Source organism: Nocardia sp. NPDC052566, from assembly GCF_044547285.1.
In the GTDB taxonomy this organism is placed as follows: Bacteria; Actinomycetota; Actinomycetes; order Mycobacteriales; family Mycobacteriaceae; genus Nocardia.
Genome location: NZ_JBIUAF010000006.1, coordinates 838,827 through 861,908 on the forward strand (window position 1 = coordinate 838,827; position 23,082 = coordinate 861,908).

Consider the following 23,082-nt stretch of genomic DNA (forward strand, 5'->3'; position numbering starts at 1 on the left):
CGATGCGGAGCGGGCGATGACGCCGCGCACCCGGCTCGGCGCACGCACCGGACTCGCCTGGCGCAATATCTATGACGACCCGGTGGACTGGGCGGGCAGCCACCGTGACGCGCAGGTGCTCGTCCGCTGGGTCGCCGAACGCCTGATCCACCCGGACCCCGGTCTCGGCCGCGACGGACCGGTCTGCCCGTTCGTGCGGCAGGCCACCAAGCGCCGCGCCCTGTGGGCCGCGATGGTGCCCGGCGGCGACGACCTCACCACCGCCGCCATGACCGCCGCCGTTGACGACGCCATCGACCTGCACCGGGCGCTGCGCGACGCCGAGCCCGAGAACCGGCTGCTCGCCACGCTCACCCTGTTCCCCGGGCTCACCCGGCACCAACTCGTCGACACGGTGCACCTGGCGCGCAAGACCGGCGTGGTCGAACAGGGACTGATGCTCGGCCAGTTCTATCCGGGCTGCGCGGTATCGGGCCTGTGGAACAGGGACTTCCATCCACTGGACGCGCCGGTGCCGATGCTGGTGATCCGCCGGATGATGAACACCGACTTCCCCTTCCTCGCCGCGCGGACCGAATGGCTGTACTCCTATCTCTCGCATGTCGCTCCCGATCTGCCGCGCAACCTGCGCCACGCGATAGCTGACAGGTTGCGAGTAGACGAGATCGCGGCCGGTGGCATCACCGAGCTGCGCGTTCACTCGCCTGGCGAACACGCCCGCTGAATGCTGGGGCCGCGGCACCTGCCGTGATAGAACACCACGCATGCACCGGCTGGCGCGTGGCCTGGTTTCCCTGCTGGCGCTCTGCGCCGCCACCATCCCGGCCGTGACGGCCGCCGCCGATCCCGGTGGTTCCCGCATACTCGAGGTCCGGCCGCTCGGTGGGCGGCAGCTCGAGGTCGTTGTGCATTCCGCGGCGATGAATCGCCCGATCACGCTGTGGATGTCGCATCCCGGCGGCGGCACGCCCGCGCTGTATCTGCTCAACGCGGTCGACGGCGGCGAGGACGGCGGGCCGTGGATGCGCCGCACCGATGTCGCGGAATTCTTCGCCGACAAGCCGATCAACGTGATCGTGCCGATGGGCGGGCGGGCCAGCTACTACACCGACTGGCTGCGCGACGATCCGGTGCTCGGCCGCAATCAATGGACCACCTTCCTGACCCGCGAACTGCCGCCGCTGCTGAACGCCCGCTTCCAGATGACCGGGCGCAATGCCGTTGCGGGACTGTCCATGTCGGCGACCTCCGCGCTGAACCTGGCGATCGGCGCGCCCGGCCTGTATCAGGCGGTCGGCGCCTACAGCGGTTGCGCGCGCACCAGCGATCCGCTCGCGCAGGCCTTCGTGCACTCCCAGCTCGGGGTATTCGGCGCCAACGCCGCGAATATGTGGGGCGGGCTGGAGAATCCGCTGTGGGCCGAGAATGATCCGACTCTGCACGCGGACCGGTTACGCGGTGTGGCGCTGTACATTTCGGCGGGCAACGGCGCCCCCGGCCCGCACGAAATGCTGGGCGACCGCGGTATCGACGGCAATCCGGCCAGCCTGATCGACCGCGTGGTGGTCGGCGGTGTGATGGAGACCGTCGTCGACGGCTGCACCCGCCCGTTGGTCGACCGCCTCACCGCGCTCGGCATCCCCGCCGCCGTCAACTTCCGCCCCGCGGGCACCCACGCCTGGTCCTACTGGCAGGACGACATCCACCAATCCTGGCCGGTATTCGCCGGGGCGCTCGGCGTCTGACGGAACTTGTCGGTGCCGCGGCGCAGAATGCTGATGTGGCATACGACACAGAACTGGCCGACCGGATCCGGGAGCTGATCGACCCGGAACCGGACGTGACCGAGAAGAAGATGTTCGGCGGCCTGGCCTTCCTGATCGGTGGCAATATGGCCGTCGCGGCCAGCGGCAAGGGCGGCCTGCTTGTCCGCATCGATCCCGCCGAGGAAGACGCGCTACTCGAACGCGCGGGCACCGAGGTCATGGTGATGGGCGGCCGCGAGGCGCACGGCTGGCTCCGCGTCACCGCCGAGGTCATCCGAGCCGAGCGGGATCTCGACGAATGGGTCGATCGCGGCGTCACCTACGCCCGCTCCCTCCCGCCGAAGGGATAGCGCGTGGCGGATTCGCCTGCCGCCGTGTCGAGCGCGGCTTCCGGTATTACCAGAGGTAACCTATCGCGTATGACTCAGCAGCTGTCCATGAAGATTTCCGATGACCTCGACGCGAGGCTGCGGGCGGCCGCGGGTGGCAACGTCTCGCAGTGGGTCGCGGAAGCCATTCAGGACCGGCTGGATCGCGAGATGTGGGAGTCCTCGAAAAAGGTCGACGACCTGCTCGGCATCACCGAGGAATGGATGGCCGAGCAGGTGGCGCTGCGTGACACCGCGCGCACCGGCGAGTCGCGATGAGGCAAGGCGAGATCCGCCGTCTCGTCGCCGCGAAATCGGTTGCGCCGATCTATGTTCTGGTGCTTTCCGGCCCGCGCTACCTCGCCGCGGGCAAGGGGCGAGTGGTCGTCTGCCAGGTGGTGCCCGGAGTAGTGCCCGACGACTTCACGTCGGTGCACCGCGTGTCCTATCGGGACGCGGACGGCACCGACACCATCGGCCTGGCCATCCCTGACCTGATCGATTGGTATCCGGTCGCGGCTCTCGGCGAACCGGTCGGCGCGGCCACCGACACCGCCGCCGTGGTGCGCCTGGCCGAGGCACTCTTCCGCTGACGAGGCAGTATCGGCGCCCGCCGGCGCTATTGTTCGCTCATGGAGCGATTCGAAGGGACGATCGAAGAAGCGCCTGGTGGTGGGGCCTATGTGGCGGTGCCCGCGGTGGTGGTCGCGGGGCTCGGTGGGGGTGGGCGGATTCCCGTGCAGGCGACCTTTGACGGGGTTGCGTATGCGGGGTCGATCGCGTCGATGGGGGCCGGGCCTTGTTTGGGGATGTTGAAGGCTATTCGGGCGGAGTTGGGGAAGGGGCCCGGGGATTCAGTGGTGGTGACGGTCGAGCGGGATACCGCCGAGCGGGCTGTCGAGGTACCTCAGGATCTGGCCGCCGCGTTGCGGACGGCCGGGGCGCGGGCGGCGTTCGACGCGTTGTCGTTCAGTAAGCGGCGCGAGGCGGTGCAGGGGATCGAGGGCGCCAAGCGGCCGGACACACGAGCGCGGAGAATCGACCAGGTGGTCGCCGCGCTGCGCTGAGCAGACACACCGACCCCGACACACCGTACCGTCGCTGGTCGGATGACTGTCAGGAACTGAGGGACGTATCGGCCGAGCGGGCAGTTACCTCAGTTCCTGATGATCAGTTGTCCAGGGTGATCTCGGCGAACGAGTCGACCCAACGGTGGGGTGGGCGTGGGGGATTGGGCTCGCCGGGGCGGGCGAGGCCGATGGCGTGCCAGCCCGCGGTGACGGCGGCGTCGAGTTCGTCCGGGTGGTCGGAGAGGAACAGGATCTTCTCGGGCGGGGTGCCGATGGCGCCCGCGATCTTCTCGTAGGACGAGGCCTCGCGCTTGGGGCCCGCGGTGGAGAGGTCGAAGTACTCGGTGATCAGCGAGGCGAGTTCGCCGCCGCGGGCGAAGGCGAACCAATCCCGTTGATTGCGTACCGATCCCGACGAGTACACGTACAGCGTCAGCCCGGCGTCGTGCCACCCCCGCAGCGCGGGCGGTGCGTCGTCGAAGAATTCGCCGTGCAGCGCACCGCTGCGGAAACCCTCGGCGCAGATGAGACCCTGTGCGGTCTTGAGCGGTTCGGCCTTGACGTCCGAACCGAGCCAGCCGCGCAGGATCTCGGCCACCTCGGTCTCGTCCGCGTCGGGCCGCCCGGCCAGTTCCCTGGTGCCCGCGAGCACCGGAGCGGCCGCGCCGGAACGGTTTTCGGCGAGCCACTGCGGAAGCCGTTCCCGGGTATAGCCGTACAGGTCCTCGCGCACCGAGCTGGTCGGGCTGGTGGTGCCTTCGATATCGACGACGATCGCGGCGATCACGGCGCGGTCAGCAGCTCGTCGAGGGTGGGGAAGCCTTCGCTGATCCGGTCGCCGGTGAAATCGCCGATCCAGCCGTCCTCCTCCTCGAAGAATCGGATGGCGATGAAGGAGGGGCGGGTGCCCATATCGAACCAGTGCAGCGTGCCCGCGGGCACCGAGACCAGGTCGCCCGCCTCGCAGACGGTGGCCAGGACTTCCTTGCCGAGGTGCAGGTAGAAGCAGCCGCGCCCGGCCGCGAAGAAGCGGACCTCGTCCTCGGCGTGCCGGTGCTCGTTGAGGAACTTCTCCCGCGCGCCCTTGGCGATCTGCGGCCACTCCGGGTTGCTGTCGTCGGGATGGATGCGCGCGATGTCGATGTGCTTGTAGCGGCCGGATTCGTTGAGCGCGGCGACATTGCTCTCGTAGTGCGCGAGCAGCTCGTCGGAGCCGACGTTCTCGGCGTCCTCGACCACCGGCCAGTGGTCGAAAGTGATGCCGTACTCGGCCAATTCGGCGGCGATCACGGCATCGTCGGTGGTCCGTACCCGAACGTCGGCGGCGTTGTCCGCGGACATTACCTGCAGCAGTGTCATGTCAGTCCAATCTCGAGTATCTCGTCGCGGTTGCCGAACGCATGGCGCCTGCCGGTCCGCAGCACCAGATCGCACAGGGCTTCCAGGCATTCGGCGCGATCACGCGCCTGGGAAAGATTGTCCCCCCACGTGGTGATGCCGTGCCCCGCGATGCCGAGAACCGGTGGTGCGGAAGGGTTCTCGGTGAGGTACCGCTCGATGTCGGCGCCGATGCGCGCGACGTCGGCCCAGTTGGGGAATACCGGGATGTCGATGGCCGCCGGATCGGCGCTGCCGAGTCCCTTGATGAGTTCGAAGTCGGTGATCCGCAGGGTGGTCACTGTCTCGGCGGCGCCTGCCTGTGTGGATACCGTTGTGGCGCACGGCGGATGCACGTGCACGACCGCGGCGGCGTCGGTGGTCCGGTACACCGCGGTGTGAATGGTGGTCTCGGCCGATGGCTTTCGGCGCTGCCCCGCGGACACCGGTGCGGAATCCGCGACGTGCACGGTCACCATGTCCTGCTCGGTGAGCTCGCCCTTCGACAGCCCGCTCCCGGTGATCACGGCCGAATCCCCGGTCCGCACCGAGATATTGCCCGCCGTGCCCGGCATCCAGCCCTGTCCGTAGAGCTGGCGCGCGGTCCGCGCGATCGCCGTCTCCGGCGCGTCGGCGGCCCGGTGCACCACACCGCGCTCGGTGACCACCGCGGTCACCAGCTCGCCCGGCGTCACGTCGAAGGCCGGGTTGAACACCGCGGTCCCCGCGGGAGCCGTTGCGACGCCGCCGAATCCGGTGACCTCCTCGGCCGCCCGCTGTTCGACGACGATGTCGCGTCCCGAGATCATATTCGGATCGCGGGTCGACTCCGGCGCGACGACGATGAACGGGATCCCGTGGTGGCGCGCGGCAAGCGCCAGCATGTAGGTGCCGATCTTGTTGGCGACATCGCCCCTGGTGGTGATGCGGTCGGCCCCGACGATCACACAGTCCACCTGCCCGGTGGCCATGGCCCACGCCGCGGCGGAGTCGATGGTGAGCCGGTGCGGGATGCCCGCCTCGGCCAGCTCCCACGCGGTCAGCCGCGCGCCCTGCAGCAGCGGGCGGGTCTCGTCGACGAGCACGCCCTCGATCGCACCGCGCTCGTGCAGCACCCGCAGTGCGCCGAGTGCGGTGCCGACCGCGCTGGTCGCCAGCCGTCCGGTGTTGCAGTGGGTGAGCATCCGCAGCGGACGATCCGGGCACAGCGCCTGGACCAGGTCGGCGGCATGCGTCGCGGCCGCCAGATTGACCCGGCCGTCCTCGGCGAGCATGTCCAGCGTCTCGGCGAGCACCGCGTCCGCGCCGCTCGGCACCAACGCGGCGACCCGGCGCACCGCCCAGGCCAGGTTGACCGCGGTCGGCCTGGCATCGGCGATGCGCGCCGCCTCGGCCTCGATCCGTGCCACGTCGATCACACCGTCCACGGTGTGCGCGCGGGCGGCGATGACCACGCCGAACGCGCCCGCGATGCCGATCGCGGGGGCGCCGCGGATGGCCAGTGTCTTGATCGCGTCGATGATCTGGTCGACGGTGCCGAGCCGCAGCTCGCGCACCTCGTGCGGCAGTCCGCGCTGGTCGATGGTGACCAGTACACCGTCGTCCCAGGTCAGGGAGCTGTCGTCCATCAGGCGCATCCTTTGTCGCGAGTCGCATTCTGCCCGGAAAACGGTATCGGACGCGGGTGCGCCGCCGAAATTCGGCTCAGCCTCGGGCGGCGGCCTCCGCGCGCAGCTTGGCGGCCCGTTCGCGCGGGTCGTAGTCCGGCCCGACGCCGTCGATCAGCAGCAGGCTGCCCTCGATGTGATCGCTGCGCAGATGCAGGATCGCCTGATAGGCCGGTGAGTTGTACCAGGCCCGCGCCCGCTCCATGGTCGGGAACTCGATCAGCACCATGCTGCCCGGCCATTCGCCCTCCACCACCTCCACCGGTGGCCCGTGGATGACGAAGCGTCCCGCGAACGGGTCGAGGGTGGCCTGGATGCGCTCCAGATACTCCAGGATGTCGGGGTGCGGGCGCCTGCTGCGCAGATGGGCGAAGCCGTAGGCGGTCACGATGGGCTCCTTCGTTCGACACTGCCGTTTCGTTCGACACTGCCGTTTTGTTCGACACTGCCGCCTGATCGAGGCGACGACTCGAAGGTAGGTCGCGCGCCCGCCGTAGTCGATTACGTCGGAGGTAAGGGTCGGTGGTACGTCCAATGGTGCTATTCCGCAACGAATTCCGCCTCGCGTTCCACCGCCTCGATGGTTCGCTGCGGCACTCGGATCGGACCCGGCGTGTAGGAGACGGCACGAAGTTCTCCGGTATAGCGGAAGGTGCCGCGCCGCTCACGCAGCTCCCACGATACGGGGCCGCGCGCGTCGACGCCCACCGAAATTCCGGTCCACGGCGACATTCCGACGAACTGCACCTGATCGAGCAGCTCACCGGCGGGTGCGCCGTCGATCTCGATCGCGAAATCCGCGCGCAGCCGCGGGCGCACCTTCGCCCGCACGGTGATCCGGCGTGCTTTCGCGTCGAGCGGCGCCGATGTCACCGACTGATAGAGCCCATAGCTGTTGACGCCGAACACAACTCGGCCGTCCTCGAGATAGAGCACATAGCCGCCGAGCGGGTCGCCGTGCGCGACGAGCACACCCTCGTCGCCGGGCCGGTACCCGCCGAGCTCGGCCTCGATGACGAAGTCCCGGTAGGCGATCAGCCGCTGGGAGCGGTAGCGCTCCAGCGTCGGGGTACCGGGCAGCAGCCGGACCGGTGCGGCGAACCGCGCCTCCTCCGGCCTGCGCCGTTGCAGCTCCTGCCGGGTGACGAGCGGGAAAACGGTATTCGCCCATGCCGATTCGTCCCAGGCGGCAGCGAGCTCGGCCACCTTCTCCGGGAACTGGGCGGAAAGGTCGTGCAGCTCGGTCGGATCGGCGCGCACGTCGAACAGCTGCCACAGCGGTGCGTCGATATCGGTGCCGGGTTCGTACAGCGACAACAGCTTCCACCCGTCGCGGTAGAAGCCGCGGTTGCCGATCATTTCCGAGTACTGCTCGGTGTGCTTGGTCTTCGCCTGTGCGTCGCGCAGTGTTTCCACCGCGGAGATGCCGTCGAAGTCCTTGGCGGGCAGGCCGTTACGCACCGTCGGCCGTTGCAGCCCGGCCAGTTCCAGCAGGGTCGGCGCGAGATCGGTGACGTAGGTGTACTCGTGGCGGATGCCGTTGTCACCTTCGGTGCGCGGCAACCCCTTCGGCCAGGACAGCAGGAACGGCACCCGCACGCCACCGGCGAAGGTCTGCCCCTTGTAGAAGCGGAACGGAGTATTGGACGCCTGACCCCAGCCGCGCGGATAGTGCACGCCGAGTTTTGCGGTGCCGATCAACTCCTCGTCGTGCGGTACGTCGCCCACCCAGTCCGGATCGGTGATGTGCGCGAACTCGGCGAAATAGGTGCGGGTGCCCTCCGGACCGCCCTCGGCGGTGCCGCCGTTGTCCGAGGTGAACACCACGATGGTGTTCTCGGCCTCGCCGAGCTGCTCGAGTGTGTCCAGGATGCGGCCGAGGCTCTGGTCGATGCTGTCGACCATGCCCGCGTACACCTCCATGTACCTGGCGAAGCGGCGCTGCTCGTCCGGGCTCAGCGAATCCCATTCCGCGGCTTCGTATCCCGGTTCGGTATTGCGCGGCTTCTGCTGCGTGTCCGGCGGGAACAGGCCGTCGGCCAGCTGCTTGGCGAACCGGCTCTGCCGCAGCTTGTCCCAGCCCTCGGCGTAGCGGCCGCGGTACTTCTCCAGATCCGCGGGCTTGGCCTGCAGCGGACCGTGCATGGCGACATGGGCGAAGTACAGGAAGAACGGTTTGGCGGCGTCGTGGGAGCGTAGATCCTTGAGATAGCCGATCGCCTTGTCGGTCAGATCGTCGGTGAGGTAGTAGCCCTCCGGATACTCCTCGATATCGACCACGGAGGAATCCGACACCAGCTGATTCGGATAGTAGAAGGAGTTCAGGCCCTCCAGCGAACCGTAGTAGCGGTCGAAGCCGCGCTGGGTCGGCCACGAATCCCGGTGCGCCGCAGGGTTCATCGTCGCGTCACGGACCAGATGCCACTTGCCGACGGCGTAGGTCGCGTAGCCGTTGCCGCGCAGGATCTCCGGCAGTGTCAGCACGTCGTCGGCGAGTTCGAGGCGCAGGCCGGGAAATCCCGGATCGGCGTTGGCGACGAACCCGAAACCCGCACGGTGGGCGTTGATTCCGGTGAGCAGCGAGGCGCGCGACGGCGAGCACAGCGGGGTGGTGTGGTAGTTGGTGAGCCGAAGCCCGTTGGCCGCGAGCCGATTCAGCGTCGGCGTCTCGATCTCGGAACCGAACGGGCCGATATCGCTGTATCCCATGTCGTCGATCAGCACCACGATGATGTTGGGCGCGCCGTCCGGTGCGGTGGGGGGATAGGACCACCGCGGCGTCGACTCGGCGGCGGTGCGGCCGATCGAACCGTCGAAGTTCTCGTAGCCGCGCGCATGGGATGGAACAGGCATCGTTGCAGTCAAATCCGGGAACGGCGCGGCCACCAGGTTTTGACGCATGGTGCGCGGAACTGTTATTTGCCGACGCATAAAATGTCGACGCAGAAAAATGGCGGGGCCGCCGGTTACGAATAACCGGCGGCCCTCGCTACGAGATTTCGATCAGTGCTGGCCGGGGCGATTGCCCTGATTCTGGTTGTACCGCTGGCTGTCGCCGCTCTGGCCTGCTCGATTCATACCCTGCTGGTCCTGCCGCTGTGCGTCCTGCCGCTGCTGCTGTTGCTGCTGCTGGCGCGGCATCTGCTTGGGCATTTTCTTAGGCGTTTTCTTCGACTTTTCAGTCATCTCCACACGGTCCTTTCCGGGGGATAGGTAAATCGCCTACCTGACACAATAGCGATCACGCATCACTCGTGGAAGAGAAAAGTGAAAATGGCGTCGACGGCGGCCGGACCGGCGTGTCGGCGGCCGATTGTCAGGGTTTGCGTGCCTCTATGAGGAAGCGGGTGGAGTGGGCGACGAAGGACCCGGCGGTGGTGATGTGGGTGTGCATCCTGCGGAGGGTTTCTTCGTCGCGGTGGATGTCGAAGTCGGGGACCATCCACGGGACCTTGCGCAGGAAGTAGACGACGGCGCTGATGTCGAAGAATTCGACGCGCAGGCGTTCGTAGCGGAGGTCGACTACTTCCAGGCCCGCGGCTGCGGCGGCGGCGCGATCGTCGTCGGGATGGCGTGTGCGACGAACTGCCGGGGGCCGGGGGCCGATGAAGTATTCGACAAGTTCGAAAACGCTTGCGTCGCCGACGTGTTGGGCGAGGTAGCTGCCGGAAGGGCGGAGGACCCTGGCGATTTCGGTCCACCGGACGGTGACCGGATGCCTGCTGACCACCAGGTCGAAAGCGTTGTCGCCGAAGGGAAGTGGCGAGTCATCGGTGTCGGCGACCACGACGACGCCGCGTGGGTGCAGCAACTGGGTCGCCTTGGCGATGTTCGGCGGCCACGATTCGGTGGCGGCCATCAGCGATGGCAGGATCGGCGCGCCCGCGAGTACCTCGCCGCCACCGGTCTGGAGGTCGAGCGCCGACGACACCGCCGCCAGCCGCTCACTCATCAAACGCTGGTACCCCCAGGACGGCCGCTGCTCGGTGGCCCGACCCTCCAGCCAGCCGAAATCCCAGCCGGCGACGGGCACCTCGTTCCCCTCCCGCACGAGCTCCTCGTAAGACCGTCCCATCATCCGATTATTGCCGGTCGCCCGATCCGTGCTCTGAGCGGGCTGATGCACCCGTTCAGAGCGGCAATGGCAGGAATTCGACCGAGCTGCCGTCCGTGGCGTCCGCCGGGACGATCACCAGCCCGTCCCGATCGATGAGGCCGCCGAGATGGGCCGTGCGGATGTGCGGGTCACCGAGCCAGCCGCCGTGCGGTGCGAGCCGGGCGGGGACGATGCGGGGGACCGGGCCCGCGATGGCGGCGGCATTGTGCAGCGGGCCGGTGCGGGAGCGGGCCGGATGGCGTGCGGTGAGACCCTCGATCAGCGCGGGCGTCAACGCCATCAGGGTGGCGACGGCGGCGAACGGATTACCGGGTAGGCCGAGCACGATGGTGCCGTCGGTCAGTTCGGCGACGACGGTGGAGCCGCCGGGGCGTAGGTGCAGGCGGTGCACCAGGATTCGGGCGTCGGCGCGGGCGATGGCCGCGCGCAACTGGTCCGCCGCGCCGCCGCCGGTCGCCCCGACGATCACCAGCAGATCGCAATCCGGTGTCGCGGTGAGCACTTCGTCGAAGCCGTTGGGGGTGTCGCGCAGATGGGTGCGGTCGACCGGGCGAATACCGTGCCAGGACAACAGATCCGGCAGCACCGGCCCGATCGAATCCCTGGTCTGGCCCGCGTGCAGTGGGCCCTTGCTGCGAATCTCGTCGCCGGTCATGATGATCCGCGCACGTACCGGTCCGCGCACCGCCGCCTCGGCGACCTCGACGCTGGCGGCCGCGGAGATCAGTGCCGGGCCGACCGGAGTGCCTTCCGGCGCGACGAGATCGCCGAGATTGCGATCCTCGCCCCTGCGCCGGATGTCCTCCCGTACCGGGGTGTCGGGCAGCCGATGCAGCACATCGCCGTCCACGTGGACGAATTCGTCGCGGACCACGCTTGTCGTCCCGTCGGGCACGTGCGCGCCGGTGGCGATCCGCACCGCCTCGCCGGGCAGCAGTCCGACCGGGCGCTGGCCGCCCGCGAACCCGATATCCCGGCGCAGCCGCCACGGCCCGTCGCCCGCCACCGCATAGCCGTCCATCGCGGACACATCGAACCGCGGCAGCGGTCCCGCGGCATACAGCGGCCCCGCCAGCGCCGCACCGCGCACCGACCGCAGCTCCGCCGAGTAGACGACGAGACCGGAGACCTTGGTGCGCAGAATATTTCGCGCCTCGTCCAGGGAGAGGGCATGGCGCGCTGCCGATTCGGCCGTCGGCGCCGCCACCGCCGCCCGCGCTTTGCGCACCTCGTCGTCGGTATCGCAGTCGGCGATGCCAGGCACCGCGACCAGCGCCGTATCCGCCGGAATCAGCGCCTTCATCGGCTGGTTGGTCAGCGAATCCAAGTGATCCAGTGCGGTTTTCAGCGCCGACCGCCGCCACACGCCGACCAGGTACTGTGGCCGCCCCGATTCGTCGGCCGCGAAGGTGGCGTCGGCCCCGGATTCGACGCTGTGCCGAATCAGTTCGGCCACCGTGTATTCGGTGAGGAACGGCAGATCCGCGGCGAGCACGACCACCAGCGGCGACGCCGAGTCACCGAGTGCGCGTATCCCCGCACCGATCGCGGCCACGGGACCCGATCCGGGCGGTACCTCGCGCACCTGCCTGATCTCGGGCGCGAGCTCGGGCCGCTGCGGGCCGACGACAACGACCGTGTGACAGCTGGACACCGCGGTCAACGCCGCGCCGAGCATGGAGCGGCCACCGATGACGATCGCCGGTTTGTCGACACCGCCCATGCGGCTGGCGCGCCCGCCCGCGAGCACGATCGCGTCGGCGGCGGTCACCGGAAAAGGTCCGGGGCGAGGTACAGCATGGCCGAAATGCTAGTGCGCCTCAGACGGTCGAACAGTCACGCGCCGGGCGGAGCAGGCAGAATTCGTTCGTTTCGGGGTCGGCCAGCGCCAGCCCGGGCGCGCCGCCGATGCCCGCGTTCTGGCCGAAGGGGGTCGCGCCCGCGGCGCGCAACCTGGCCAGTTCCTCGGCCGGATCGTCGGCGGGGAAGGAGGCCAGGTCCAGGTGTAGTCGGTTGCGCCCGCATTTGAGGTCGGGGGTGCGCACGAATTCCAGCCAGGAGCCGAGCCCGGTCGCCGAGCGCAGCCCGGCCACCCGCTCCTCGCCGTACGCCACCGGCCAGCCCGAGGCCGCCGACCAGAATTCGGCCAGCCGCACCGGATCGTTGGTGTCCACCACGATGGCCGCGACGGCGCCGGTGTCCACATACTGCTCGCGCGGTTCGAGCACGCAGAATTCGTTGCCCTCCGGATCGGCGAGCACCACCCACGGCACCGTCCCCTGGCCGATGTCCACCCGGCGCGCGCCGAGCGACAGCGCCCGATCCACTTGCACCCGTTGATGATCGAGGGAACGGCTGGCCAGGTCGAGGTGGATGCGATTCTTGCTGTCCTTGGCGCGCGCCGTGGGCAGGAAGGTCAGCGCGAGGTCGAGTCCGTCCGGATCGGGCGCCGCCACATCGACCTCGTCGGGGCGATCGATGGTGACCGACCAGCCGAGCAACTCCGCCCAGAAATCCGCGACGAAGCGCGGCCGGTCCGCATCGAACACGACACACGCCAGACGGGTGGACATGGAGTCAACGGTAACCGCTGCCCGAGCGGGTCCGTTATGGATTCGCGGGATCCGGAAAGTGGAAACGGACGGCCCGCAGGTTCACTCGGCCGTCCTGAATCGGCACGCCCTCCCCGGCCAGCAAACGCAGTTGCCGGTCGGCCAGATGGGCGGCGGGGCGGCCTGCCGCCCCGAGCACGCGATGCCACGGGAGATCGGCGGAATCGGTCCGCATGATCCAGCCGACCGTGCGCGGTGTGCTCAGCCCGGCGGCCGCGGCGATATCGCCGTAGGTGGCGACCCGGCCGGGCGGGATGGCGGCCACCAGTTCGCGTACTCGCTCGACTTCGGCGTCGGTCGTCGCCATCAGAAGACCCTAGCCATCAGAAAACCCTAGCCATCAGCAAACCCCAGCCATCAGCAAACCCTAGCCATTCGGGAGATATTCGCCACCGAGAGGAACATCGCTCAGAGCATCGACCGAACCAGCGCGGCGGTCTCGGCGGGACGCGCCTGCGCGACCATGTGATCGCAGTCCCATTCGAGCACCGTCAGATGCGTGCCGAGACGTTCGGTGAGCGCGGCGCGGAAATCCGGTGTCACATAGGGGGGATTCACCTTCATCGCCTGCACGAGCACGGTCGGCAGGTCGGCGGGCGGCAGGACGTAATGCCTGGCCAGCTGGCCCCAGTAGGAGTTGATGGCGGGCAGGCTGATCCGCCAGCCGACGCGGCCGTCCGCGGTGGGCATCAGATGTTCGGCGAGTTCGGCCTCGAGCAGGCGCGGCTCCACGTCGTCCCAGCCGGTGGCGAGTTTGTCCTGCCGTGCCTGGTCGACGCTGATGTAGTCCGGCGAGGCGAGCGAGGAGACCGCGATATCCATGAGCAGTTCCGGATCGAGCGCGATGGCCGAGTCGAGCAGCACAAGCCCGCGTACCAGCTCGGGGTGGCGCTGTGCCAGGTGCAGCGCGCAGGCGCCGCCGAAGGAATGCGCGACCACAAGCACCGGTTCGTCGGTCTCGGCGATCAGCAGTTCGACCAGGTCGTCGACGATGGTCTCGAAGTTCCACGGCGGCAACGAGGTCGAATAGCCGTGTCCACGCAGGTCGGGGGCGATGATGCGGAGGTCGGGCAGGTATTCGTCGGCCATCGCCTCCCATCGCTTGCCGTGACCCGTCACACCGTGCAGAGCCAGCACCTTCGGTCCGTCCGCCGGACCGAATCGATAAACATGTAGAGGCGACACCCAGCTATTTTGACGTGTGACGAAATTCCCCGCCGCGCGAGCACGGGCCCGGAGGCGGCAGCGGAGCGTAACCACGGAGGGACCAGGGAGCGCGGCAAATCAGACACAGCTGACCGAGCGGGCCCGGAGTGGCGCGTGGCGTGTCGGACGCGTCTGTTGCAATAGCCGACGTGGTGCGATCGGATAGCGCGGTGCGACTTGTTCGCCGGAATGTGGCGGCGCCCCGGCCGCGGGTCTGGGGTGCCGACGTGCGCGCGCTGTTCGACGCCCAGGCCGAGATCGGGCCGGTGCGGCCCGGCTGGCGGCCGTGGCAGGTGCTCGGCGGGCCGGGCACGGGTAAGTCCGCGCTGCTCGTCGATCTGGCCGCCGCGCGCATCGCCGCCGGGGCCGATCCGGAATCGGTGCTGGTGCTGACCCATTCGAAGCGGGCGGCGAGCGCGGTGCGCGATGCCATCACCGCGCGGCTGACCCCGGCGCCGAGCGCCGAGGAGGACGGGCCCGGAGTCGAGGGGGGTGTCCCCGGCGCCTCCAGGGAACCGCTGGTTCGCACGGTGCACTCGTACGCGTTCGCGGTGCTGCGCAGGCACGCGCTCGCGCACGGCAATCCGCCGCCGCGGTTGCTGACCGGTGCCGAGCAGGATGCGGTGCTGCGCGAAATGCTGCGCGGTGATCTCACCGATATCGCCGAGGGCGCGCACGGATTGTGGCCGGAGCGGTTGCAGCCCGCGCTCGGGCTCGCCGGGTTCGCCGAACAGTTGCGTGACCTGATGCTGCGGTCCACCGAGCGCGGGCTCGGGCCGGAGGATCTGGTGCGGCTCGGCCGCGAACACGATCGGCCGGAATGGGTCGCGGCGGGGCGGTTCGCGACCCGCTACGAGCAGTCGATGCTGTTGCGCTGGTCGGTCGGCGTCGAGGCGCCGGAGGCGACCGCGCCCGCGCTCGACGCGGCCGAATTGGTCGGCGCGGCATTAGACGCGCTGGCAGGCGACGCGAATCTGCTTGCCGCGGAACGATCGAGGATCCGCTACCTGCTCGTCGACGACGCACAGCATCTGGATCCGCAGGCCGCCATGCTGGTCAGGGTGATCGGCAGCACCGCGGCGTCGACGGTCGTCGCGGGTGATCCGGATCAGGGCGTATTCGCCTTCCGCGGTGCCGATGCCCGCTTCGTGGCCGACATCGATGCGCCGGATCGGCGAATCATCCTGCGGGACAACCACAGATCCGGTGGGCAGGTGCGGCTCGCGGTGGCCAGGATCGCGGCGCGGCTGCCAGGCAGTGCGCCGCAACGGTTTCCGCTGTCACACGGTGCGCACGGCACCGTCGACGACGGTGCCGAGGTGCGGGTGCGGGTGCTTGCCACGCCCGCGAAGGAGGCGGCGCTGATCGCCGACCACCTGCGCCGCGCCCACCTGACCGCCGGCGTGCCGTGGTCACGGATGGCGGTGATCGTGCGGTCGGTGCCGCTGTCGCTGGCGCCGCTGCGCCGCGCGCTGCTCGCGGCCGGTGTCCCGGTGCAGCAGCCGGTGCTCGATACGCCGCTGGCCCGCAGGCGCGGCGCCGCGTGGATGCTGCTCGCGCTGCGTGCGCTGCTGGCCGGCGATCCGCGGCGGCAGGGCGCGCGGTTGCCCGACGCGTCGTTCTCGCCGGAGGATGCCCTCGATTTGCTCGGCGGTCCGCTCGGTGGCGCCGATCAGATCACGCTGCGGCGGCTGCGCCGGGGCATTCGGCGCAGTGTGCTCGAGGCCGAGCGGGAAAGGGCGAAGTCCATCGCGGCGGATGAGGTCCGCGCCGACCCCGATGAACTGGGGCCCGAACAAGCCGGACGCGACGATGAGCAGTCGGCGCGCTACTTCACCGATTCCGAGCGGATCGTCGATGAATCCGATTGGTACGGTATCGATTCCGAATGGACGCCGGACGGGGCCGAACAGGCTGCCCGTGCGGAACGGCACGGCGAGGACTTCGGTTGGTCCGACCGGATGCGCGCGGAGTCGGACTCGGCCGATGCGCTGAGTTCCGAGAGTTCGGACGCCGCGGAGGTCATCGACTCGTGGGAGCGCGGCGGCTATCCGGAGCAAGGCGGTGCGGTCGACCGGAACAGCCGAGGCGCCGACGACGACGAACCGGACGAGGCCGAGCTGCACCGTGGCCGCCGTGCGGAGATCGACCAATCCTCCGCCGAGGTGCTGCGCGATCTGCTCATCGGTGTCGGCGACCGGGAAATCCTCGGCAAACTGACCGACGTCGAGGCCGCCCCGCTGCGGCGGGTGCTCGACGCGCTGGACCGGGCCAGGCGGGCGCGCAGGAAAGGCGCGGTGCTCGAGGATGTGCTGTGGTCGCTGTGGACCGGTTCGCGGCTGGAGCGGCGCTGGGTCGCGCAGTCCGAGCGCGGCGGCGCCGCGGGTATGCAGGCCGATCGGGATCTCGACGCCGCCGTCGGGCTGTTCGACGCCGCCGCGGCCTATGTGGATCGGCTGCCGCGTGCCAGTATCGAGGGTTTCGTCGAATACCTTGTGCAGCAGGAGATTCCGCACGACAACACGCCGCTGACCGCGCCGGGCGACGCGGTCGCGCTGCTCAGTGCGCACGCCGCGGCGGGCCGCGAATGGGATGTGGTCGCGGTAGCCGCTGTGCAGGAAGGCATCTGGCCGAACCCGCGCCCGCGCGGGACGCTGCTCAACACCGAGGATCTGGTCGATCTCACCGCGGGCATCGCCGATGCCGGTGCGCGGGTGAGCCGCGCCGCGCCGATCCTGGCCGAGGAACGCAGGCTGCTGCTCGTCGCGTGCAGCAGGGCCAGGCATTCGCTGCTGGTCACCGCCGTGGAATCGGTGGCGGGCGAACGCGATCTGGTGCCATCGCGATTCCTCGCCGAACTGCTCGGCCACGACGACGACAGCGAACCCGGCGCGCTGCCGATCGCCGATCCGGGGCGTGCGCTGGTGATGCATTCGCTGGTGGCCGAATTGCGCGGCGTGGTCTGCGATTCCGAGGCCGATCAGGAACGCAAGCGCCGTGCCGCGCATCAGCTGGCCAGGCTCGCGCACGCCGGTGTCCCCGGCACCCATCCCGACGAGTGGTACGGCACAGCCGATCTCAGCACCCCCGAGTCGCTGTGGGACGACGACGGGACCGCCGTCGCGCTGTCACCGTCCACCGTGGAACTGCTGCGCACCTGCCCGTTGCGCTGGGCGCTGGAACGCAACGGCGGCACCGACGGCGACAATCCGCACGCGGTCAAGGGCAATCTGGTGCACACCCTGGTGCAGGCGCTGGCCGGGAAGGTGCCGGAGGCGCAGGTGCGCGCCGCGCTCGACAAGGCATGGCAGGCAGTCGATCCCGGCACCGGCTGGCATTCCCGCCAGGAGCGCAAGCGCACCGAGGCCATGCTGGAGACGTTCATGGCCTGGGTGCGCAACACGCGCGGCGAGCTCAGCCAGGCGGGAGTCGAGGTGCCGGTGGACTGTGTGCTGCCCGCACGCGCGGAAGACGAACGCGACGTACGCATTCGGGGCCGGGTCGACCGGCTGGAACGTGACGCGCTCGGCCGCTTCGTCATCGTCGACGTGAAGACCGGCAAGACGCCGGTCACCAAGCAGGCGGCCGTCGACCACGCGCAGCTGGCGACCTATCAGGTGGCCGCCGCCATGGGTGCGCTCGACGCCGCCGCGGACAAGTTCCGCGCGGAGGCCGATACGGCGCGTCAGCTGGATCACGCCGCCGAGGCATCGGATACTGGTGAATCCGATACCGGCGCAGCCGGATCTGATGCCGTCGGCACACCGGGCGAGCTCGGTGCACCCGGCGGTGCGCGGCTGGTGTACGTCGCCAAGCCGAGTAGTAAGGAAGGGGCGACCCAGCGGATGCAGCCGCCGCTGGATCCCGAGGCACTCGACCAGTGGCGCGGCACTATCCACGATGCCGCCGCGGCCACCAAGGGCCCGAGCTATCTGGCGATGCGCAACGACGGCTGCAGGCACTGCGCGGTTTCCGGCAGCTGCCCCGTCCAGGACACCGGGAGGCAGGTGACCGACGAGTGAGTGCTGTTCGCCGTCCGGTCCGCCTGGCGCGGGCCGTCATCTCCGTGGTCTCGGGTGCATCGCGGCCGGATCGCCGGTGCGGCACGTGAGTGCGCGGGTAACCCCACATCGGATCGCGGAGGCCCTCGGGCTGCCGCCGCCCACCGACGAGCAGGCCGCGGTGATCGCCGCACCGCCCGGTCCCACCCTGGTGGTGGCGGGCGCGGGCGCGGGCAAGACCGAGACCATGGCGGCGCGGGTGGTCTGGATGGTGGCCAACCGGCTGGTGCTGCCCGATGAGGTACTCGGGCTGACCTTCACCCGAAAAGCCGCGCAGCAGTTGACCTCCCGCATCCGCACCAGGCTCGCCCGGCTGGCCGGTGCGCCGCTGCTGCGCGAACTCGACCCGAGCGGCGGGCTGCGTGCCCAGCTGTCGGGCGCGGAACCCGAGATCAGCACCTACCACTCCTACGCGGGCAGGCTGCTGACCGAACACGGCCTGCTGCTGCCGGTCGAGCCGTCGGCCGCGCTGCTCACCCAGACCCAGCTGTGGCAGCTGGCCCACCAGGTGGTGCGCGCATGGGACGGCGACCTGGACACCGAACGCACCCCGGTTTCGGTGACCGAGGCGGTGCTCGCGCTGTCCGGTCAGCTCGCCGAACACCTCGTCGACGCCGAGCAGCTCGCCGAGGCGCACACCGAACTGGAAAAGCTGGTGCACACACTGCCCGCCGGTCCACGCCAGCGCGGCGGACCAAGCCAGGCGCTGCTCGGCATCCTCCAGGTCCAGCGCGAACGGGTCGCCCTGCTTCCGCTCGTCCATCGCCTCGCCGAGGCGCTGCGCCGCCGCGGCGCACTGGATTTCGGCGCCCAGATGTCCCTGGCCGCCCGCCTCGCCGCCGAACACCCCGAGGTCGCCACCGCCGAACGCGCCCGCTTCCGCCTGGTCCTCCTCGACGAATACCAAGACACCGGCCACGCCCAGCGCGTCTTGCTCTCCGCCCTTTTCGGCGGTGCGCCACCTGCCGAATCCGGCCGGTCGACAGCCGATCGACGCCGTGGCAGCGATCGCCCGCTGGACACCGGCGCCACACAGGCGGTGCGTCCCGGGCGTCAGTCGGATGAACGAGCCTCGGGCGCAGGGCAACCGATGGATTCCGAGCCCGGCTCTGCTGCCGAGAGTGTGGTGGATACCGGCGTTGTGCGTGCTGCGCAGGGTTCGGTCGGAGGGTTGTCGGGCGGGGAGCATCTGGCGGATCCTGCGTCCGGATCCGATGTGGAGAGTGCGGTGGGTACCGGCGGTGTTCGATCGGCGCGCTCGGGGCAGCCGGTCGATTCGGTGCACGCGGGGCGACGGCTGGCGGTTACGGCGGTGGGTGATCCGATGCAGTCGATCTACGGGTGGCGCGGTGCGTCGGCGGCGAATCTGCCGCGGTTCGCCACCGACTTTCCCAGTGCGCCAGGTGTTCCCGCGCCGACGCTACCGCTGCTGACCAGTTGGCGGAATCCGCCGGAGGCGCTGGCGCTGGCCAATCTGGTGGCCGAGCCGTTGCGGCGCAGTGCGATCGATGCCGGGGGAGTAACCGTCGATGCGCTGCGTGCGAAACCCGATGCGGAGGAAGGCGTTGTCGCGCTGGCATTGACCGATACCGTTGCCAGTGAGCGGGATTGGCTGGCCGAGCGGATCGCCGCGGACTGGGCCGCGCGCCGCGAAGCGGGCGAGCCGCCGCCGACTTCCGCCGTGCTGGTGCGCCGCAACGCCGATGCCGCGCCGCTGGCGGAAGCCTTGCGTGCCAGGGGATTACCGGTGGAGATCGTCGGGCTCGGCGGGTTGCTCGGTACGCCGGAGGTCGCCGATATCGTGGCGACACTGCGGTTGATCGCCGAACCGGGTTCCGGCAGTGCCGCCATGCGGGTGCTCACCGGGGCGCGATGGCGGATCGGCGTCGCCGATATCGCCGCGCTCGCCCGGCGCGCCAGGGATCTGTCGATCAGTCGCCTCACCGCGGGGGACACACCCGAGATCACCGACGGCAGCACGCTCGCGGCGGCGCTGCGCGAGGTGGCTCCGGAACCGGCCGAGCAGGCGGGCCTGGCCGATGCGATCGCCGATCCCGGTGCGCCCGACCGCTATTCGGAAACCGGGTTCGCGCGGATCCGTTCGCTCGGCCACGAGCTCGCGGCGCTGCGCGAGCGCAGCGGACAGCCGCTGACCGAACTCGTGGCGGATGTGGAGCGCACCATCGGCGTCGGGGTGGAGACCCAGGCCAGGCGCGCGATGGCAGGCACCGGCGCGGGCCGCGAACATCTGGATGCCTTCGCCGAGGTGGTCGCCGGGTATGCCGCCGATTCCGGCGCATCGCTCGGCGGGTTGCTCGCCTTCCTGGCCGCCGCCGAATCCGTGGAGAACGGGCTGGAACCGGGCGAGGTCGAGGTCGCACGCGACCGTGTGCAGGTGCTGACCGTGCATGCCGCCAAGGGGTTGGAATGGGAGATCGTCGCCGTACCGCATGTGGTGCGCGGCGTCTTCCCCTCCGGCACCGCGTCGGGCACCTGGCTCGGCGCGCTCGCCGAATTGCCGACCACCCTGCGTGGCGACCGCCGGCAGGAGGACGCCGCCGAAGGCGTCCCGGTACTCGACCTGTCCGATCTGTACGACCGCGCCGACCTGGACCGCGCCATCAAGGCGCACAAGGACGCACTGGAGCGCCGCCGCATCGACGAGGAGCGCCGCCTCTTCTATGTCGCCCTCACCAGAACCGAACGCACCCTGCTGGTTTCGGCCCATCACTGGGCCGAGACCGGAACCTCCCCCAAGGGCCCTTCGGATTTCCTGCTCGAACTGAAGCACGCGAGCGAATCCGCCGACGGCCCAGCCCATGGCGTCCTGACGATCTCCCGCTGGGACGACGCCCCCGACCCGGATGCCGTCAACCCCTTCACCGACAACCCCGCCACCGCCGAATGGCCCCGCGACCCCCTCGGCCCCCGCCGCGACCCCATCGAACAGGGCGCCGCCCTGGTCCGCGCCGCCCTGGCCGAACTCCGCTCGCGCCCACCGGAATCCACCGGATCGACCGCCACTGCCGCGCCGACCGCACCGACAACTTCGACTGCGCCGACCGCGACGGCCGAATCGACGGATCCGACCGGGGTCGCCGGACCAACCGCCTCCACCGGAGAGACAGTGGCGGTCGGGCGGGTCGCGTCGACGGAGGCCACACGAGTTGCCGGACAGCCGATCCGTCCCGGTGTGGCGGTGACCGACTCTCGCGACCCAGGCCTCGGGATGTCTACCTCCCAGCTGCCGGGTGGGCGGGTGGGGCGCCCGCAGGCGCCCGGCGAGCGGGTGCCTGATCCTGACGACTCTGCCGCGTGGGACGCTGATATGTACGGTCCAGGTGAGTGGGTGCCCGGTCCTGATGTCCACTGGGCAGCAGATCCTGATGATCCTGGTGTCTGGGCAGTTGATCCGGGAGAGCCGGACGAGTGGGCGGCTGGTCCTGACGATCCGGGTGATTGGGCGGCTGCCCACGATGACACGGGCGCCTGGGCAACCGATCCCGAGGATCCCGATGGCTGGGCCGCGGATGTCGATGCGCTGCTCGCCGAGTTCGAGGCGGTCAATGCGGCGGCGCAGGAAGTTGAGCTGCCGGGCCAGCTTCCGGCGACGGCGCTGGTGGAGCTGCGCGCGGATCCCGCGAAACTGGCCGCGCGCCTGCGGCGTCCGCTGCCGTATCCGCCGAATCCGCTGGCGCGCCGGGGAACCGCGTTTCACGCGTGGGTGCAGCGGTGGTTCAGCACCTCGAGCCTGCTCGGGTTCGATGAACTACCCGGTTCGGCCGAGGGCGGTGCGCCCGAGCTCGGTGCGGACGCGGAACTCGTTGCCATGCAGGACGCGTTCCTGAATTCGCCGTGGGCCAATCGCAGTCCGGTGGATGTGGAGGTGCCGTTCGAAACGTCGATCGCGGGCACCGTGATTCGCGGCCGGATGGATGCGGTGTTCGCGGAGCCGAACGGTGGCTGGGTGGTCGTCGACTGGAAGACCGGTGCGGAACCCACCGTCGCCGACGAGCCCGCCGTCGCCATGCAGCTGGCCATCTATCGGCTCGCCTGGGCCCGCCTGATGTCGGCGCGGACCGGGGCCACCGAGGCGGAGATGCTCGAAAAGATCGGCGCCGCTTTCCATTACGTCCGCTCGGGTCGCACCATCGCCCCGCCCGCACTGCCCGGCCCTACCGAACTCGCCGAACTGATCCTGACCTCGGCCCCCACCGCCGAACAGCGCGGGGGCTAGCGCCGCGCCGTCGAGAGCAGCCAGATGCGCCTGATTACGGTGTGTCGCAGGGCCATTCGACTGCGCTCGGCGAACTGGCTGGAGTTCTAGCGGCGGCTTATCTTCAGCGACTGGGTGATCAGCGGGATCTGGAGCGGCAACCGCACCACGGAGCCGATCTTCACCACCTTCGGCGCCTTCTCGCTCTTCAGCATGTCGACGGTGAACTGCACGTTCGCGGGCCACACCGCGAGGAACAGCAGGGCGGCGAGCCGCCCGCCCAGCCTGCGCGTGCGCGGCACCGCGAGCGCGGCGGCCACGCCGAGTTCGGCGACACCCGAGGCATAGGTGTAATCGCGGGCCTTGCCGGGCAGTGCGCGCGGCACGATCGAATCGTATGGCTTCGGCATCGCGAAGTGCAGGATTCCGGAGCCGAACAACAGGGCCGCCAGCGCCAGCGCCGGGCGCCTGCCGGTGTCACGCACGTTTTCTGCCATACGCCACCTTCGCATTCGCTGGGTATTCGCGTCGAGCCCGCGGCCCCGATCGAGTCCGCCGATATTCACCCGTTGTTCGCGTCGGGCGCGGGCGGCGCCCTGAGCAGCGGGTAGGCTCCGGTGCT

General features: G+C 69.7%; 20 protein-coding genes. 8 read left to right on the forward strand and 12 right to left on the reverse strand.

Going from position 1 to position 23,082, the window contains the following annotated elements; genetic code table 11:
* Positions 1 to 16: 16 nt before the first annotated feature.
* The 6 genes from ACIG5A_RS33790 to ACIG5A_RS33815 all read left to right on the forward strand — a co-directional run bounded on the left by ACIG5A_RS33790 (position 17) and on the right by ACIG5A_RS33815 (position 3,201).
* The gene (locus ACIG5A_RS33790) at positions 17 to 724 is read left to right on the forward strand and encodes a DUF6875 domain-containing protein (RefSeq protein ID WP_397247599.1); all 708 of its coding nucleotides are present in this window, start codon (positions 17 to 19) and stop codon (positions 722 to 724) included.
* A 40-nt stretch (positions 725 to 764) separates the two neighbouring features.
* On the forward strand, positions 765 to 1,745 hold the full coding sequence (locus ACIG5A_RS33795) for an alpha/beta hydrolase (protein ID WP_397247601.1): 981 nt from the start codon (positions 765 to 767) through the stop codon (positions 1,743 to 1,745).
* A gap of 35 nt (positions 1,746 to 1,780) precedes the next feature.
* Positions 1,781 to 2,116, forward strand: coding sequence for a TfoX/Sxy family protein (locus tag ACIG5A_RS33800; RefSeq protein ID WP_397247603.1), 336 nt, complete (start codon positions 1,781 to 1,783; stop codon positions 2,114 to 2,116).
* Between the two features lie 69 nt (positions 2,117 to 2,185).
* Positions 2,186 to 2,413 (forward strand): hypothetical protein, encoded by a 228-nt coding sequence (locus ACIG5A_RS33805; RefSeq protein WP_397247605.1) that lies wholly within the window; start codon positions 2,186 to 2,188, stop codon positions 2,411 to 2,413.
* Positions 2,410 to 2,727: a hypothetical protein gene (locus tag ACIG5A_RS33810; RefSeq protein ID WP_397247607.1), complete on the forward strand. Its 318-nt coding sequence runs from the start codon at positions 2,410 to 2,412 to the stop codon at positions 2,725 to 2,727. The genes ACIG5A_RS33805 and ACIG5A_RS33810 overlap by 4 nt, the downstream gene beginning before the upstream one ends.
* A 39-nt stretch (positions 2,728 to 2,766) precedes the next feature.
* Complete coding sequence (locus ACIG5A_RS33815) at positions 2,767 to 3,201, forward strand: YdeI/OmpD-associated family protein (protein WP_397247609.1); 435 nt, start codon at positions 2,767 to 2,769, stop codon at positions 3,199 to 3,201.
* 103 nt (positions 3,202 to 3,304) lie between these two features.
* Here ACIG5A_RS33815 and mtnC read toward each other — a convergent pair whose 3' ends face one another.
* The 11 genes from mtnC to ACIG5A_RS33870 form a co-directional block, all read right to left on the reverse strand.
* Entirely contained in the window at positions 3,305 to 3,991 is a 687-nt protein-coding gene (mtnC, locus tag ACIG5A_RS33820) for an acireductone synthase (protein WP_397247611.1), read from the reverse strand.
* Positions 3,988 to 4,563, reverse strand: a complete 576-nt coding sequence (locus ACIG5A_RS33825) for a 1,2-dihydroxy-3-keto-5-methylthiopentene dioxygenase (protein ID WP_397247613.1) — start codon at positions 4,561 to 4,563, stop codon at positions 3,988 to 3,990. The genes mtnC and ACIG5A_RS33825 overlap by 4 nt, the downstream gene beginning before the upstream one ends.
* Positions 4,560 to 6,209, reverse strand: a complete 1,650-nt coding sequence (gene mtnA / locus ACIG5A_RS33830; protein ID WP_397247615.1) for an S-methyl-5-thioribose-1-phosphate isomerase — start codon at positions 6,207 to 6,209, stop codon at positions 4,560 to 4,562. Before mtnA ends, ACIG5A_RS33825 begins: the two co-directional genes overlap by 4 nt.
* A 76-nt stretch (positions 6,210 to 6,285) precedes the next feature.
* Positions 6,286 to 6,636 carry a DUF1330 domain-containing protein gene (locus tag ACIG5A_RS33835; RefSeq protein ID WP_397247617.1) on the reverse strand — a complete coding sequence of 117 codons (351 nt, stop codon included), beginning with the start codon at positions 6,634 to 6,636 and terminating at the stop codon, positions 6,286 to 6,288.
* Between the two features lie 152 nt (positions 6,637 to 6,788).
* A complete protein-coding gene (locus ACIG5A_RS33840; RefSeq protein WP_397247619.1) occupies positions 6,789 to 9,101 on the reverse strand; it encodes an arylsulfatase in 2,313 nt (770 codons plus the stop codon).
* Between the two features lie 150 nt (positions 9,102 to 9,251).
* Positions 9,252 to 9,434 (reverse strand): hypothetical protein, encoded by a 183-nt coding sequence (locus ACIG5A_RS33845; RefSeq protein WP_397247621.1) that lies wholly within the window; start codon positions 9,432 to 9,434, stop codon positions 9,252 to 9,254.
* Positions 9,435 to 9,564: 130 nt separating this feature from the next.
* Positions 9,565 to 10,323 (reverse strand): methyltransferase domain-containing protein, encoded by a 759-nt coding sequence (locus tag ACIG5A_RS33850; RefSeq protein WP_397247623.1) that lies wholly within the window; start codon positions 10,321 to 10,323, stop codon positions 9,565 to 9,567.
* 55 nt (positions 10,324 to 10,378) lie between these two features.
* Positions 10,379 to 12,136, reverse strand: coding sequence for an NTP transferase domain-containing protein (locus ACIG5A_RS33855; RefSeq protein ID WP_397247625.1), 1,758 nt, complete (start codon positions 12,134 to 12,136; stop codon positions 10,379 to 10,381).
* 49 nt (positions 12,137 to 12,185) lie between these two features.
* A complete protein-coding gene (locus ACIG5A_RS33860; protein WP_397247627.1) occupies positions 12,186 to 12,938 on the reverse strand; it encodes a VOC family protein in 753 nt (250 codons plus the stop codon).
* A gap of 34 nt (positions 12,939 to 12,972) precedes the next feature.
* A complete protein-coding gene (locus ACIG5A_RS33865; protein ID WP_397248005.1) occupies positions 12,973 to 13,287 on the reverse strand; it encodes an MGMT family protein in 315 nt (104 codons plus the stop codon).
* A 98-nt stretch (positions 13,288 to 13,385) separates the two neighbouring features.
* Entirely contained in the window at positions 13,386 to 14,162 is a 777-nt protein-coding gene (locus ACIG5A_RS33870; protein ID WP_397247629.1) for an alpha/beta fold hydrolase, read from the reverse strand.
* Between the two features lie 173 nt (positions 14,163 to 14,335).
* On the opposite strand from ACIG5A_RS33870, the gene ACIG5A_RS33875 reads away from it, so the two are divergent.
* Positions 14,336 to 18,205 (forward strand): PD-(D/E)XK nuclease family protein, encoded by a 3,870-nt coding sequence (locus ACIG5A_RS33875; RefSeq protein ID WP_397248007.1) that lies wholly within the window; start codon positions 14,336 to 14,338, stop codon positions 18,203 to 18,205.
* A gap of 85 nt (positions 18,206 to 18,290) precedes the next feature.
* Positions 18,291 to 22,481 (forward strand): ATP-dependent helicase, encoded by a 4,191-nt coding sequence (locus ACIG5A_RS33880; protein ID WP_397247631.1) that lies wholly within the window; start codon positions 18,291 to 18,293, stop codon positions 22,479 to 22,481.
* 86 nt (positions 22,482 to 22,567) lie between these two features.
* Here ACIG5A_RS33880 and ACIG5A_RS33885 read toward each other — a convergent pair whose 3' ends face one another.
* The gene (locus ACIG5A_RS33885) at positions 22,568 to 22,957 is read right to left on the reverse strand and encodes a hypothetical protein (RefSeq protein WP_397247633.1); all 390 of its coding nucleotides are present in this window, start codon (positions 22,955 to 22,957) and stop codon (positions 22,568 to 22,570) included.
* Positions 22,958 to 23,082: the final 125 nt, after the last annotated feature.

Bases quoted from the DNA above. Each gene is read 5' to 3' on its own strand.
- ACIG5A_RS33790 (WP_397247599.1), top strand. From the start codon at position 17: ATGACGCCGCGCACCCGGCTCGGCGCACGCACCGGACTCGCCTGGCGC.
- ACIG5A_RS33795 (WP_397247601.1), top strand. From the start codon at position 765: ATGCACCGGCTGGCGCGTGGCCTGGTTTCCCTGCTGGCGCTCTGCGCC.
- ACIG5A_RS33805 (WP_397247605.1), top strand. From the start codon at position 2,186: ATGACTCAGCAGCTGTCCATGAAGATTTCCGATGACCTCGACGCGAGG.
- ACIG5A_RS33810 (WP_397247607.1), top strand. From the start codon at position 2,410: ATGAGGCAAGGCGAGATCCGCCGTCTCGTCGCCGCGAAATCGGTTGCG.
- ACIG5A_RS33815 (WP_397247609.1), top strand. From the start codon at position 2,767: ATGGAGCGATTCGAAGGGACGATCGAAGAAGCGCCTGGTGGTGGGGCC.
- ACIG5A_RS33825 (WP_397247613.1), bottom strand. From the start codon at position 4,563: ATGACACTGCTGCAGGTAATGTCCGCGGACAACGCCGCCGACGTTCGG.
- mtnA (WP_397247615.1), bottom strand. From the start codon at position 6,209: ATGGACGACAGCTCCCTGACCTGGGACGACGGTGTACTGGTCACCATC.
- ACIG5A_RS33840 (WP_397247619.1), bottom strand. From the start codon at position 9,101: ATGCCTGTTCCATCCCATGCGCGCGGCTACGAGAACTTCGACGGTTCG.
- ACIG5A_RS33845 (WP_397247621.1), bottom strand. From the start codon at position 9,434: ATGACTGAAAAGTCGAAGAAAACGCCTAAGAAAATGCCCAAGCAGATG.
- ACIG5A_RS33850 (WP_397247623.1), bottom strand. From the start codon at position 10,323: ATGGGACGGTCTTACGAGGAGCTCGTGCGGGAGGGGAACGAGGTGCCC.
- ACIG5A_RS33860 (WP_397247627.1), bottom strand. From the start codon at position 12,938: ATGTCCACCCGTCTGGCGTGTGTCGTGTTCGATGCGGACCGGCCGCGC.
- ACIG5A_RS33885 (WP_397247633.1), bottom strand. From the start codon at position 22,957: ATGGCAGAAAACGTGCGTGACACCGGCAGGCGCCCGGCGCTGGCGCTG.